18 protein-coding genes and 1 other annotated feature are annotated in these 14,563 nt (G+C 42.2%); all 18 genes read right to left on the bottom strand.

What is annotated here, in order from left to right:
* Positions 1-2 precede the first annotated feature (2 nt).
* On the bottom strand, positions 3-446 hold the full coding sequence (locus MHB69_RS12435; protein WP_342495607.1) for an ACT domain-containing protein: 444 nt from the start codon (positions 444-446) through the stop codon (positions 3-5).
* Positions 447-501: 55 nt separating this feature from the next.
* On the bottom strand, positions 502-1,788 hold the full coding sequence (gene obgE / locus MHB69_RS12440; RefSeq protein WP_024423156.1) for a GTPase ObgE: 1,287 nt from the start codon (positions 1,786-1,788) through the stop codon (positions 502-504).
* 21 nt (positions 1,789-1,809) lie between these two features.
* A complete protein-coding gene (locus MHB69_RS12445) occupies positions 1,810-2,403 on the bottom strand; it encodes a sporulation initiation phosphotransferase B (protein WP_034279849.1) in 594 nt (197 codons plus the stop codon).
* 257 nt (positions 2,404-2,660) lie between these two features.
* Positions 2,661-2,945 carry a 50S ribosomal protein L27 gene (rpmA, locus tag MHB69_RS12450; RefSeq protein WP_003216586.1) on the bottom strand — a complete coding sequence of 95 codons (285 nt, stop codon included), beginning with the start codon at positions 2,943-2,945 and terminating at the stop codon, positions 2,661-2,663.
* Positions 2,946-2,957: 12 nt separating this feature from the next.
* A complete protein-coding gene (locus MHB69_RS12455; RefSeq protein ID WP_034279847.1) occupies positions 2,958-3,296 on the bottom strand; it encodes a ribosomal-processing cysteine protease Prp in 339 nt (112 codons plus the stop codon).
* Positions 3,297-3,310: 14 nt separating this feature from the next.
* The gene (rplU, locus tag MHB69_RS12460) at positions 3,311-3,619 is read right to left on the bottom strand and encodes a 50S ribosomal protein L21 (RefSeq protein ID WP_003216781.1); all 309 of its coding nucleotides are present in this window, start codon (positions 3,617-3,619) and stop codon (positions 3,311-3,313) included.
* Between the two features lie 12 nt (positions 3,620-3,631).
* Positions 3,632-3,704: a sequence feature (ribosomal protein L21 leader region), on the bottom strand.
* 66 nt (positions 3,705-3,770) lie between these two features.
* A complete protein-coding gene (locus MHB69_RS12465; protein WP_217008779.1) occupies positions 3,771-4,640 on the bottom strand; it encodes a M50 family metallopeptidase in 870 nt (289 codons plus the stop codon).
* A complete protein-coding gene (locus MHB69_RS12470; protein WP_342495608.1) occupies positions 4,633-5,424 on the bottom strand; it encodes a M23 family metallopeptidase in 792 nt (263 codons plus the stop codon). The genes MHB69_RS12465 and MHB69_RS12470 overlap by 8 nt, the downstream gene beginning before the upstream one ends.
* A 217-nt stretch (positions 5,425-5,641) precedes the next feature.
* Entirely contained in the window at positions 5,642-6,445 is an 804-nt protein-coding gene (gene minD, locus MHB69_RS12475) for a septum site-determining protein MinD (protein ID WP_017358134.1), read from the bottom strand.
* Positions 6,446-6,447: 2 nt separating this feature from the next.
* Positions 6,448-7,131 (bottom strand): septum site-determining protein MinC, encoded by a 684-nt coding sequence (gene minC, locus MHB69_RS12480; RefSeq protein ID WP_342495609.1) that lies wholly within the window; start codon positions 7,129-7,131, stop codon positions 6,448-6,450.
* Positions 7,132-7,185: 54 nt separating this feature from the next.
* Positions 7,186-7,704, bottom strand: coding sequence for a rod shape-determining protein MreD (mreD, locus tag MHB69_RS12485; protein WP_070326439.1), 519 nt, complete (start codon positions 7,702-7,704; stop codon positions 7,186-7,188).
* Complete coding sequence (gene mreC, locus MHB69_RS12490; RefSeq protein ID WP_342495610.1) at positions 7,701-8,600, bottom strand: rod shape-determining protein MreC; 900 nt, start codon at positions 8,598-8,600, stop codon at positions 7,701-7,703. The genes mreD and mreC overlap by 4 nt, the downstream gene beginning before the upstream one ends.
* Positions 8,601-8,627: 27 nt before the next feature.
* Positions 8,628-9,647 carry a rod shape-determining protein gene (locus MHB69_RS12495; protein WP_007501538.1) on the bottom strand — a complete coding sequence of 340 codons (1,020 nt, stop codon included), beginning with the start codon at positions 9,645-9,647 and terminating at the stop codon, positions 8,628-8,630.
* Between the two features lie 89 nt (positions 9,648-9,736).
* Positions 9,737-10,411 (bottom strand): DNA repair protein RadC, encoded by a 675-nt coding sequence (radC, locus tag MHB69_RS12500; protein ID WP_342496238.1) that lies wholly within the window; start codon positions 10,409-10,411, stop codon positions 9,737-9,739.
* Positions 10,412-10,458: 47 nt separating this feature from the next.
* Positions 10,459-11,028, bottom strand: a complete 570-nt coding sequence (locus tag MHB69_RS12505; RefSeq protein ID WP_342495611.1) for a Maf family protein — start codon at positions 11,026-11,028, stop codon at positions 10,459-10,461.
* A gap of 176 nt (positions 11,029-11,204) precedes the next feature.
* Complete coding sequence (locus MHB69_RS12510; RefSeq protein ID WP_342495612.1) at positions 11,205-12,221, bottom strand: SPOR domain-containing protein; 1,017 nt, start codon at positions 12,219-12,221, stop codon at positions 11,205-11,207.
* Between the two features lie 157 nt (positions 12,222-12,378).
* Positions 12,379-13,110, bottom strand: coding sequence for a prepilin peptidase (locus MHB69_RS12515; protein ID WP_342495613.1), 732 nt, complete (start codon positions 13,108-13,110; stop codon positions 12,379-12,381).
* Between the two features lie 147 nt (positions 13,111-13,257).
* Positions 13,258-14,562 (bottom strand): folylpolyglutamate synthase/dihydrofolate synthase family protein, encoded by a 1,305-nt coding sequence (locus MHB69_RS12520; RefSeq protein WP_342495614.1) that lies wholly within the window; start codon positions 14,560-14,562, stop codon positions 13,258-13,260.
* Position 14,563 lies beyond the last annotated feature (1 nt).

Here is a 14,563-nt window from a genome sequence, read left to right on the forward strand (position 1 = left end):
TTTTACGCCCCGGAACCTAGAATTTCGACTTTTTCGACAAATTCAAGCTTTCTTAATTGATTCATGACGGTGTTGATATCATCTGCCATACCAGCTGTACTAATTGATAAGGTGACATTCGCTCTTCCTTGCAGCGGAATCGTTTGGTGAATGGATAACACATTACAGCCAGAGTCAGCCACAATTTGAAGCAGTCTTGATAAAGCCCCAGACCGGTCCTCAAGGTGGAAAAACAATGTGATGATCTGCTCTTTCACCATTGTATAAAATGGAAAAACAGCATCTCGGTATTTATAAAAAGCACTGCGGCTTAAATCCGCTTTTTGAACAGCATCGGCAACTGAATCCGCTTTTTTGCGATCGAGAAGCTTTTTGACTTCAAGCGTTTTTCGCATCGCATCTGGAAGTACATCATCTCTTACCAAATAGAACGTTTCTTCTTTCACCTGTTTTCTCCCCTTTTAAAAACGGGAGAGCCCATGGTCTGGACCCTCCTTTTGATCAATCAATAAATTCGAATTCAAATTCAAGCAGACGAATGATGTCGCCATCTTTTGCTCCGCGCTCACGCAAGGCATCATCGACACCCATTCCGCGCAGCTGTCTAGAGAATCGTTTAACAGATTCATCTCTTGAGAAGTCTGTCATCTTAAACAGACGCTCAAGTGCTTTACCCGTTAAGACAAATGTGCCATCAGGATCTCTAGAGATCTCAAATGGTGCATCGCCTTCATCAAACCTGTACATCACGCGGTTATCCGACAGCTCCTCTTCATTATAGAGCGGGAATTCCGGTGTTGTTTCAAGCTGATTGGCGATTTCAAATAAGAGCTCACGAAGCCCTTCTCTTGTGATCGCACTAATCGGGAACACTTTATAGTCATCCGTTAATTTTTCCTTGAATGCCTCTAGATTGTCAGCTGCATCTGGCATGTCCATTTTGTTCGCAACAATGATTTGCGGACGCTCTGTCAATCTCATATTGTACTGCTCAAGCTCTTCATTAATCGTCACGTAGTCTTCGTATGGGTCACGCCCTTCAAGTCCAGACATATCAATGACATGGACAATGACACGTGTACGCTCAATATGACGTAAAAATTGATGACCTAAGCCAACGCCTTCGTGCGCTCCTTCTATCAGTCCTGGCAGATCCGCCATAACAAAGCTTCGGTTATCGTCTGTTTCAACAACCCCGAGGTTCGGTACAAGCGTTGTAAAATGGTAATCCGCAATTTTTGGTTTCGCAGAAGAGACAATCGAAAGCAGCGTTGACTTCCCGACACTTGGGAAACCAACAAGTCCAACATCTGCAAGTACTTTTAATTCTAAAATGACGTCACGTTCTTTACCTGGTTCACCGTTTTCAGACAGCTGTGGTGCAGGGTTTGCTGGTGTTGCGAAGCGTGAATTTCCACGTCCGCCACGTCCGCCTTTGGCAATTACAGCCCGCTGCCCATGCTCTGTCAAGTCAGCTAGTACTTGTTCCGTCTCTGCATCTGTTACAACCGTACCCGGCGGAACTTTGACAATCATTTCTTCCGCATTTCGGCCATGCTGGTTTTTACTCATTCCGTGCTCGCCGCGGTCAGCCTTGAAATGGCGCTTATAACGAAAGTCCATTAACGTTCTGAGTCCTTCGTCTACTTCAAATACAACATCTGCACCATTTCCGCCGTCGCCGCCTGCTGGGCCGCCCTTTGGTACATATTTTTCACGACGGAACGCCACCATACCGTTTCCGCCGTCACCGCCTTTAACATACACTTTAACCTGATCTACAAACATAACTTCCTCCGTTTCTCTGCATCACATATCTCGTTCTTGCCTCAAACAAAGCTCAATCATGGACTCATGAGGCGTCACATGAAATTGCGTTATACTCATACATGGATAGTTTGCGTCATGAAACGCATTTAACGCATCCAAACTTGTTAATTTTCCTTTGAAATCAAAATATAAGATCACATCATTTTCTTCATGATCTGTTTGGAACGTGACCGTTAAATGATTTTCAGTTTTTTGGCAAACTGATTGATCGAATATCGAAAACAACTCCTGTGATACCGTTAGCAGCTGCGATTCATATGCTGATAAGTCTCGGGTTTCACCAAGCACTTCATATTCTAAGGTGATAAAATGCGACTCCCAATTAAATGTTAGAAAGTAATAGGCCAATTGGGGAATTTTTAAATTTGAGAGTTTGGATTCATGCTGTGCTTCAATGACCATTTCTTCTATAATTTCAAACACGCGGTCATATTTTTCTAATGTCAAGTTGCCTTTGATCAGCTGTAATTTATTCATCCAGTCGTGTCTTGAACGACTGAGCAGATCAATCAATTCATTTGTTAATGCAACGTGAGTTAATTTTTCATTTTCTTTACTTGGTATCTCTTCCATTATCGCACTCCCAATCGTTTGGTCTCTCTTTTAGGAGTCTTATCATCAATATGTCTCCCTGAATTATAACAGAGAAGACAGCATAGAAAAACACTAGTTATGTGAGGAAAGGTTGTTTTTTCTGATCGTATAGGAGAAAATGAGGCAAAGTCAGCAAACGTTCTTTGATATTTATGGAGTGCATCTTCTTTTATCATCTTCGGTACTGCTTGTAAAAAGTGAAAAAAACTCCAGTCAATGACCGGAGTTTTTAGCAATTATTGTGCCGCAGGATATACGCTCACTTTTTTACGGTCACGACCGAAACGTTCGAATTTAACTGTTCCGTCGATTTTAGCGAAAAGAGTGTCGTCGCCTCCGCGTCCAACGTTTTCACCTGGATAGATTTTCGTTCCACGTTGACGATAAAGGATAGAACCACCAGTTACGAATTGACCATCAGCACGTTTAGCGCCTAAACGTTTAGACTCAGAGTCACGTCCGTTCTTTGTAGAACCTACCCCTTTTTTAGATGCGAAAAATTGAAGATCTAATCTAAGCATGAAGTTCACCTCCTATTTTTTTGTTGATATTCTCACATAATCGTGATAATCTCGTTCAATTGTCTCTAAGGAAACGACCATGCCTTCTAAAAGCAGCTGGGCTTTTTCAAAGGATACTGGATCTGTATCAGCTGGCAGTTCAAAAGAGAAATAGCCGCCTTCTTCACCAATATCAAGCAGTGGGTCCAATCCTGTCAGTGCAATAATTGAATTGACTGAGCCGAAAACAACAGCAGATACACCTGCACAAACGAGATCCTGACCTTTTTCAGCAAACTCGGCATGTCCAGTCATCTGAAAAGACGTAATGCTTTCATCTGCTGAAGACCGAGTAATGGTTGCTTTGATCATATCACTCACACGCCTTAAGCGTTGATTTTTTCGATAACAACTTTAGTGTAAGGTTGACGATGACCTTGTTTCTTGTGGTTGTTTTTCTTCGGTTTGTACTTGAACACAGTAATTTTCTTACCGCGACCTTGTTTTTCAACTTTAGCCGTTACTGTTGCTCCAGCAACTGAAGGGTTACCCACTTTGACAGTGTCTCCGCCGACAAACAATACGTTTTCGAAAGTTACTGTTTCACCTGCTTCAGCAGCTAGTTTTTCAACATAAACAGTTTGACCTTCTTCAACTTTTACTTGTTTACCACCAGTTTCGATAATTGCGTACATCTCTGCACCTCCTAATAAACTCAGACTCGCCGAATACAGGGGGCCATAGGCACTTTACACCTGCTCCGCGCGGTTGTAGCACGGGTGCTACATATCCATAACATTAAAAAATATATCAAACTAGACGCAGAATGTCAATGTATTTTCACCATTAGTACGGTAAAAGAAGCTCTTCCATTGAGGAGGTGGTTCTGCGGTCTGAAAAATACGCATGGAGCAGTTCATTTTCATCAAGCTGGCTCATCTTCACGCCATCTCTTTCAATAATAATCGGATGTTTGCAGCCCCTTTGAAATCGTGCCATCACTTCGTATACTTTTTCCTCTGCACTTGCTCTCAGCGGAATCAGTTTTTCTACCTTTTGCTCTTTTTTACCGTAATACCGTTCTAGTAAAAAGCGAACCCTGACGTAATGCCGCTGCCTGTGCTCCATCACGAGTGAATAAGCTAAAAAAGTGAGCAGCACCCAGCCATTGAATTGCAGCGGTGCAAACAAAAGTAACCCTCCTGTCAATAGACCGAAAAAGACAAGTGAGCCTTTTATTGCTAGGGCATGTGCACGTTGGAAAGGGTAAAAAACGGATAAGAGCAAAAAGAATAATTTTCCGCCATCAAGCGGCCAAACGGGCAAAAGATTCACAAGAAAAATCGCCATATTATAAAAGGTAAACATCGTAAAGACGTCATGCGAGATAAGAGAAGCCTCCATGAAAAGCCATGCCATGAGCTGGAGCGGTACATGCTGAAGCGGCCCGCACAAAATGACCGCCAGCTCTTCTTTTAACGGACGGTTTCCATGTTCCTCTACTTCCACCGTTCCGCCAAATGGCAGTAAAAAAATCCGCCGAATGCGCCAATGATAATAGCAGGCAGCCGCTGCATGTCCAAGTTCATGGACACAGACGATGATAAGCAGACAAAGCAGCGGCTTAATTTGGCCTGACAGAACCGCAAACGCTATCACAATCCACAGCAGCGGATGGATATGAATTTTCGTCAGCATGAGCAGCCATCTATTCAAAGGTCATCACCTGAATAGGATCGATAAATTGTTCATTTTGCTTAATGGCAAAGTAATACGTGCCCTTCCCTTGATCATCAAGCGAAATCTGGCCAATTTTTTCACCCTTATCGACAAAATCGTATAAGGCCACATCCGCTTTCTTTAATTGACCGTACCAGCTATAGCTGTTATCTGCATGCTGCACCACCACGGTAAGCCCTGTATCGCTTTTCTTTTTCACCTCAACCACATAGCCTTCCTTCATACTATCTATGGCTTCAGCGGATGTCTCCACTTTGACACCTGCTCCATTTTGCGTAAAGGATTCCTGCACTTTACCAGAGGCAGGAACAGCCAGTTCTTGATTCGCTTGTACGTCCTTTTGGCCATCTTTTTTCTCTGTTAAAAAGGCCAGCGGATGTCCAACTGTTTTTTCAAACCAGCGGTTAGCAGCAGCAAATTGAAAATCTTGCTCAAAGGTCTGAGTAATCATCGGCTTCAGCTGCTGAAACGGACCTGTCTGACCTTTAAATGAAATGGCTGAAATCAACACAAGGGACGCTGATAATAAGCATTTAAGCACAAAGGTATTCGGGTTAAATAAGGGATGACGATATTTCTTTGGCTGATGGGACGCCGGTTCATAGGAGGTCGAGCCAGAATGCTTTTCTTCCTCTGTCAGCATAACCCATGGCGGGATATCTTCTTTTTTCTTGAAATCCGTCTTCTTAGAGAGAGCAGCTGGCTGCATCGTTTTGCGGCGCTGCGCGATTTTCTTTCGGTACTCGTCCACTCTTTTCATGAGATCACCCTTTACATACAAACAGTTTGTACATTTTATGTGACAACCCCATCTGATATGCAACAAAAAGACCGATTCTCATCGAATCGGTCTCAGCGTGCAGAGAAACCCTCGCATTCAGTGTCGGTCTGCGCTCCGGTGCTCACGAATGTCAAATTCGCTTCGCAAAGGCAGCCGCCTTTCCTGACTGCAAAGGTTTTCTATCACGGTTCAGTGATTATGCTCTTACACCAAAAAATGCTTTCAGCTTTGCAAACATTCCCTTGTTTTCTTCTTCAAAAGATTGAAGCGGTACTGATTCGCCTAGTACGCGGCGGGCAATATTGCGATAGGCAATCGATACTTTGTTTTTAGCATCCATGACAATCGGTTCACCATTGTTTGAAGCCTTAATCACATCATCATCATCTGCTACGATGCCAAGTAGATCAATCGATAAGTGATGTACCACTTCATCTACATCCATTGAATCGCCATTTTTCGCCATATGTGTACGAATACGGTTGACAATCAAACGAGGCGGTTCGATATCTTCTTGTTCTAACAAACCGATGATTCGGTCCGCATCTCTCACAGCTGAGATTTCAGGCGTCGTCACGACAATAGCCTTGTCTGCACCGGATACAGCATTTTTAAAGCCTTGCTCAATTCCAGCAGGGCAGTCAATGACAACATAATCAAAGTCTTGTTTCAATGATTGAATTAATTCTTTGATCTGTTCCGGCTCTACAGCCGTTTTATCGCTTGTTTGAGCAGCAGGTAAAAGATACAAAAGATCCTCGAAACGCTTATCTTTTACAAGCGCTTGGTGAATTTTGCATCTTCCTTCTACTACATCGACTAGATCATAAATAATGCGGTTTTCAAGCCCCATCACGACATCCAGATTACGAAGGCCGATGTCGGTATCAACTAGACACACCTTTTTCCCTTGAATTGCTAGTGCTGTGCCTAAGTTTGCAGATGTTGTTGTTTTGCCAACGCCGCCTTTTCCTGAGGTAATCACAATAGCCTCGCCCAATTTCACATTCCTCCCTCAAGCCTTGTCAGATTAGGTCTTATATGAGCCAATTGCTGCAGGCGTTCAATGATCATATTGCCATCTATATCTAAATAAGCACATTCCATTTCATTTCCATCTTCTTTTTGGTCTGGTGCACGGTTAATAACTTGTGCGATGCGAAGCTGTGTTGGAATCATATGTGATGCCGCAATAACAGCCTGTTTGTTGCCATTACATCCAGCATGCGCCACACCTTTTAATGCGCCAAGTACAAAAATATTTCCCCCTGCGCGAATCGTTCCGCCAGGATTGACATCTCCTATTAATAAAAGATCTCCTTCGACATACAGCACCTGTCCAGAGCGTACAATTTTTGCTACAGAAGTAATTTCAGCCTCTGCTTTTAATCGTCTCGCCTCTTCAGTTGACATGACGTCACTTTCAATGGAGTGGATAACGAGATGTTCATTTTCAGACACCGCTTCGGTCAAACGTGTCTCCTGATCCTCTGTTAAATAACGAAAACCAAGCTTAATATGCACATTGACCTTATGTCCTTCTCTTTTATCTGTATATTGCTCAAGTAATAGAACCTCTCGCAAGCCAGAAAGAAGGTCATCAAACGAACAGTCATCATTTAACTGTAATGTTAATCCGTTTTTTGTACCTTTTATCGTCACATATTGCTGTTTTTGAGTTTTCAAGATGCTCACCTCAACAACATACTCATTTCGCCGTAATTGGACAAACTCCTGCTTTTATTCGTCGATCAGTTCTTGTTTCACATGGGTGAAAAAGAGCCTTAGCGGCACAACAAGTATGAGAGACGCAGCAGTATTTAAAAGAATCGTTGGAATAAAACGTTCGATGACATACGTATTAAACGGCATAATCCCTGGTTGAATTGTCGCTTGAACGCCGTATACATAAAACTCCATCACGGAAACAGCAATAATCGACAGAAAGACGACAACTAACACATTCGTTTGCAGAACTTTAAAGGCTTTTGCTAACAAATAGCAAAGCGCCCCAAAGCCAAACATATGAACACCAAGTATACCTGTATATGAAATATCATATAAAAGTCCAAAGATAAACCCGTAAATCACACCATATTTTTGATTCACAAAAGCAGTCATAAATACAAGTGCGAGTAAAATGAAATGAGGAGCTAAAATTTGATTCTCTGAAACAAATGGGAGCTTCACTAAATCAACAAAAATGCTGTCAAATACGAAGATAAACAACATGACGAAAGCAAGAAGGACACGTTTCACGAGCCTTCCTCCTTCGTCAATTCAGATGCATCTGCTGTACTTGTGCTGCGATTCACCACAATCACGCGGTCTAAATTGTTGAGTTCAGCCGCTGGTTCTACGTAAATGATCTTTGTCAGGCCGTAATGGTCTGGCTCAATTTCACTCACCTTACCAATCGTTAAGCCTTGCGGGAATACGCCCCCTGCTCCAGATGTTTCAACAAGATCTCCTTTTTTGACATCCCCATCTGCATCGGATTTCAGAATATTCATAGTCAGCATTTTTTTCTTGCTGTCATAACCGTTAATGATTCCATTGAGTTCTTCTTTGCCCTTTTTCGCATAAATTTTCGTTGAAATTCTATTATTTTGGTCAGTAGAGCTTAGCAACCTTACAGTCGAAGTAAAATTGTTGAGCTTATCACTTTCAATTTTCCCAATTAACGCACCACCCTCATTTGTGACCGCCATATCTTTGTTCACGCCTTGTTTTTTCCCTTTATCAATCATCACAAAGCTATCCCAAAGAGATGGGTTTCTTGCGATAACAGTTGAGAGAATTGGCGTGTAGTCACGAATAGAGTTCACATAGCCAAGCTGTTTGCGAAGCTTTTTGTTCTCATCTTCTAGTTCTTGAAGTTTCGCCTCATATTGGGTTTGTCCATCAAGTTTTTTTCGAAGACGCTCGTTTTCATCATATGTGTTCTTTAAATCTTGTACGTTCCCATAAATACCGGCAATAAATTGTGATGGCTTATGAAAGACACCTTGAAAAAAGCCTGTCGTATCCCCCACTAATTTTTCCGGCCATGAAGCACCTCTGCCGCTTTTCACTGAAAAACCAATCATGGCCACCAGTACGATGACACAGACAAGGAGCAACATTAATCTTTTATTCATAAAAAACTGCGGCATGTCTTACACCTCTTTAATTACGCCCGATTATCGATTATCTTTTGATTTTCCTTTGAACAAATGAATATGTTCTAGTGCTTTCCCTGTTCCGATTGCCACACAATCAAGCGGGTCTTCTGCAATAATGACTGGCATTTTCGTTTCATCACTAATGACTTTGTCAAGATTACGCAGTAATGCACCGCCTCCTGTTAAAACAATTCCGCGGTCCATAATATCTGCTGCCAGCTCAGGCGGGGTTTTTTCAAGAGTCATTTTCACTGCATCAACAATTGTTTCCACCGTATCGCGAAGCGCTTTTGCAATCTCTTCTGCCGTAATAGAGATTGTTTTTGGCAGACCTGTTAAAAGGTCTCGTCCGCGAATATCCATCTCATCATGTACATCAGGCTGCGCAGAACCGATTTCCATTTTAATCGCTTCTGACGTACGATCACCGATCATTAGGTTATACGTTTTACGGATGTAGCTGCTGATCGCATCATCCATTTCATCTCCTGCCACGCGGATTGATTGTGATGTCACAATGCCGCCAAGAGAAATAATCGCTACCTCTGTTGTACCGCCGCCAATGTCCACAACCATACTTCCTGTTGGCTCCCATACAGGAAGGTTAGCACCGATTGCCGCAGCAAATGGTTCTTCAATCGGGTATGCGTCACGTGCACCAGCTTGTCTTGTTGCATCAATGACTGCACGCTCTTCTACAGCTGTAATACCAGATGGTACACATACCATGACGTAAGGTTTACGAGCAAAAAGCCCTTTGCCTTTTAATGCTTGATTAATGTAATATTTCATCATTGTTGCTGTCGTCTCGTAATCTGCAATGACTCCGTCTTTCATTGGGCGTAATGCCACAACATTACCAGGTGTACGGCCAATCATGTTTCTAGCATCATTTCCGACTGCCACTATAGACTTCGTATCAGTTTCCAAGGCTACGACCGAAGGTTCTCTCACAACAATGCCTTTTCCTTTAATAAAAACAAGCGTATTCGCTGTTCCAAGATCTATTCCAAGGTCTTTTGTACCAATTCCAAACATATGTATGTATCTTCCTTTCTTAAACCAAAATTCCCTTAGGGAAAAACTCATAAACTCTATTATATCGTAAAAAATTGAAAAAAAAAGTGTTACAAATACCCTTTTTCCTTCAAACTCACAAATTTTTGATCACCTATGACAAGATGATCAAGCAGCTGTATTCCAATCAGCTTTCCACATTCAAAAAGCCGCTGAGTGACTTCAATATCTTCCCTGCTAGGCGTCGGATCTCCAGATGGATGGTTGTGCACACATATAAATGAAGCAGCGGACCGTTTAAAGGCCTCTTTGAAAATTTCACGCGGGTGAACGATGGATGAGTTCAAACTTCCAATAAACACAGTATGTTTATGAAGAACTTGATTTTTTGTATTGAGATAAAGACAAACGAAATTCTCCTGTTGTAAAAACCTCATATCTTCCATCACATAGTTTGCCCCATCCTCTGGTGTGCGGATCACATAGCGGTTGTCCGTCGTTTGATGGTGTAATCTAGTGCCGAGTTCTAAAGCAGCTAAAAGAGCGATCGCCTTCGCCTTTCCAACTCCTCGAATCTTCGACATTTCTTCAATTGAGGCTTCTCTTACAGAGCGAAGACCGCCAAATGTTTGCAGAAGTCTTGCGGAAATTTGGAGAACTGATTCCTTTTTTGTGCCTGTCCTTAAAAGAATCGCAACAAGTTCATGGTTTGACATACTGCCGGGACCATATTTCACAAATCGTTCTCTCGGCTTTTCATCTTGAGGAAAATGCTTTAGCAACATAGGGAAATCGTTCATGATGCCCACTCCTTTTAGATTCCTTCCTGTCATCAAAAAGGGGTGATTCCAAATGTTTCGAGCACTCTAACTGTTTTGGCAATAGGGAGACCTACAACGGAAAAATAATCACCATCTATTTTTTGAACAAACAGTGCGCCTTTTCCTTGAATGCCATAGCTCCCCGCTTTATCAAGCGGTTCTCCCGTTTCGATATAGCGGTCTATTTCATTTTGCGTAAGTGTCCAAAATGTCACTTCTGTCTGTTCATAAAATGTTTCTTTTCTATTCTCTGACTGAATCGTGACACCCGTCAAGACTTGATGTGTCTTTCCTGACAATAATTGAAGCATTGAGGCCGCTTCTTCCTTGTCTTTAGGTTTCCCAAGACATTTGCCGTCAATTGCAACAATCGTATCTGCACCAATAATCACAGCTTCGGGATATAACCTTTGAATATCACTTACTTTTTGTTCTGCCAACCATTGGACGTTCTCTGCAGGAGAAAAGTTTCGATTTATTTCTTCTTTTAATTGACTTGCTTGAATGTCATAAGAAAACCCTGCTAGATCAAGCAATTCTTTTCTTCTAGGTGATTGAGATGCAAGAATCAATTGGTTCATGTTTGTTCATCCTTTCAGGGTTTAGCCTAAGAAGTAAGATACCCATTCATCCTATCAAATGTACATCTTACCGACAATTTACGAAAATTCATTTTTCATGTTCCTCATCATTATGTTGGATGCAAAAGAAAAAAACTAGTCATTTTTTGACTAGTTTGGTTTCTTAAAATATGATTTTACGTATTTAATTGATCAAGCAGTGCCTGCTGAGATTTCCACCCGTTTTCAGCAGTAGGTTCATTTAACAGCTGCACCGCTTTCAGCAAACTGCTTTTAGCTGGTGCGTCCATTGTTTTGGCACTTTCAAGCTCAGAGATCAGCTGCGTAACGTCCTTTTGATCCACATCATCCCCTGCAATGACCTTAGAGGATAAAACAGATGCCTTTTCTATTAAACTAGTCAGCTCCTCCGGTACTTGAAATGAGAGCTCCTTGCCTCCCCACGCCTCAAAGTGCTGATCAATCAGCTTCTTCCCAACAGCGCTTGTCATGCCCTGTTCTGTCGCAAGCCCGGCAATAACATAATAGCCATCATCCATTGAGACCTTTTTCCCCGCGTATCCTGCTTCTTTTAAACTGCCAACTAATTCATCTGCTCCTTTTTCAGAGGAAAACTTTCCAGCCTGTACAACATATGTTGAAAAGCTGCCAGAGGCGCTTTTTTCATCTTTATTCTCTTTTGATTCATCAGCAGTATCTGCTGGCGGCGCATCCCCGCCCGCTTTCATCGATGATTGATTTCCGGATGCTGAAACGCTGATATCTCCCCCTGATGGATTCTGAGTACCATCTTGACTTAGGCTAAGTGCAAACACACCTAGGCCTGTCCCAAGAACCACTGCAAACACAATCGTTGTCATCACTCTCTTAAACGGGCCGCGGTTTTTACCGAACTTCTGATCAAAGGAGCCTTTTTTCTTTTGATAAGGTGTGACGACCTTTGGATCAGAATGATAAATATGATCAGCTGCATCATCCCACTGGAAATCTTCTTCTTTCGGTTTAGCCGGTTCTTCCTCGGAAGCAGCTGTCTCCAGTTCTGACTGCCTTTTTTCCTCCCAATTCGAAAACGTCACTTGATCATCCTCTTGTTGTTTTAGCGGCTGATGGTCATCTTCATGAAGCATTTCTTCTTTGCCATTAATATTGACTTTTAACCCTTGTTTTTTTGCCTGCCTTTTTTTCACTGTCATTCCCCGCTTTCTGACATTGTTTGTAAGAAAGACCTTTTTGTCCAATGAATCAGCGCGAATGTAACCCGTCCTTCTTTCTGTTTCACACTTTAACATAGCGGATAAAAAAAAGAACAAGACTTTTGTCGGCAGGGAAAAAAAGTGTTCGCCAATTTTTTTAACCGGTCGACCCGGTGAATGGGAGCATGACATGAGCTCCATAGAGATACAGCCAAAAAGAAAAAGAGATCGCAGGAACAAAGGGAAATGGATCATCTAATCGAAAGGAAAAAACCTTCGCATAGACGATTCCAGCGATACACGAGAGGAAAAGAATGAGAAGGAATGGCTTGAATCCTAAGCAAAATGCAATTACTCCGAACAGCTTGACATCAGCTCCGCCCATGCTATTTGGCTTGAGACGATCTAAACTATAAAACAAGAGAAAGCAAAAAAGAAGCGAAGCCGCTCCTTCCCACCAAATAAGAAGAGGTTCAAGCGTGCGGTATATGACGAAAAGAGGGAAAAAGAAGAGAAACAGCTCGTTTGGCACCCTCATATAAAGGAGATCGCTCACGACAGCAATCACAAATAAACTACAAAGAATCACAAGAAAAAGACCTTCAAACGAAATACCAGCGATTCTATACATGAGCAAAAAAAGACTGCCTGACAGCAGCTCAATCAGTGGATATAGCAAAGACAGCCGAGTGCCGCAATGTTTACAAGCCCCCCTCAATAATGCATACGAAACTAGCGGAATCATCTCGCGCAAGGAAAGCGGCTGTTTACAGGCTGTGCAGTGAGAACGAGGAAAAAGAATAGACCGCTTCAGTGGCAGCCTTTCACCGACTAGATGAAAGAATGACCCCATGGTGATGCCCGCAAGAAACACAAAAATGCCTATCATATATCGTGACCCCTTCTGAGAATAAGATAGACCGGATTTTACCACGACCGTATTCATTGAGCACATAGCAAAAATATGATTTCACTTCCCTCCTGCGTATCAAAAGAAAAAAACGCAAGAGGCATTGAAGCCATTTGCGTTTTTTTGTTACCCGATCATACGATTTCGTATATCTGAAATAAAATAAAGAGAGCCTGTCACAAGAATCACCGCTGAAGGATCATCACTTTTTTTCTGAATGAACTCAAGCACTGTACGAGGGTCATCATCATACGACTTTGCGTCTAAATGACTGCATACATAAAGCTTTTCAGCTGATTCGGCTCTTGGAAAATCAAATGAAACAAAATGGATAGAAGAACTAACGGCTTCAAGCTTTTGAATCATTTGCTTGTACGGCTTATCTTTTAAAGCACTAAAACATATATGCACCTGTTTACTAGAAAAATGAGCTTGTACCGTTTCAATTAAACGGTCGATTCCTTCTTCATTATGAGCACCGTCTAAATACACTGGAGGATGATCTTTGACTTTTTCAAACCTTCCAGCCCAAACTGCCTGCCGAACGCCTTCATATATTTGCTCTTCTGTCACGCTAATATAGCCTTCTTGCTCCAGCCATTCAATGAGTAAAACAGCAAGGGAAGCATTTTGCCTTTGATGTGTTCCAATTAATCCTGTTTCAAGCTGAGGATACTGCCTTTTTGATGTGCGTAACGTGAATCGTTCACCTGTTTCTGTCGGCTGCTGCTCATCAAAACTACAAGTATCATGTAAGGAAATACATTCGGCATTCTTTTCTTTGGCTGTGTTTTGAATGACAGCAAGAGCTTCAAGCTGGTGAACTGCCGTGATCATCGGAATACCCTCTTTGATAATGCCTGCTTTTTCAGCTGCAATTTGTTCAAGTGTGTCACCTAAAATGGCCATATGATCATGACCAATCGACGTAATCGCTGTTAAGATTGGCACAGCAATATTTGTAGAATCAAGCCTTCCGCCAAGCCCTGTTTCCAAGAGGACAAAGTCTACTTGGTGCACATGATCAAAATAAGCAAATGCACACGCTGTAATGATTTCAAATTCTGTTGCTGCACCAAGCTCTGTTTGATCTAATTCATCAACAAGAGGCTTGATTTCATTCACCAAACTCAGCCATTCTTCATCCTCTATAGGCGCTCCGTTCACGCTGATTCTTTCATTGAACGTTAGTATAAACGGAGAGGTGAAGGTTCCGACCGAATAGCCGGCTGCCTGTAAAACAGAACGCGTAAACGCAATGGTTGATCCTTTACCATTTGTACCTGCAACATGTATTGCTTTTATGCTTTGTTCCGGATTGCCTAGTCTGTTCATCAGCCATTTCATTCGTTCAAGACCCGGTTTTACACCAAAGGCCAGTCTGCTGTGAATCCACTCAATCGCTTCATGATAGGTTGTAAACAATGTCATC

It is taken from the genome of Bacillus sp. FSL K6-0994 (assembly GCF_038630815.1).
GTDB classification, from domain to species: Bacteria; Bacillota; Bacilli; order Bacillales; family Bacillaceae; genus Bacillus; species Bacillus safensis.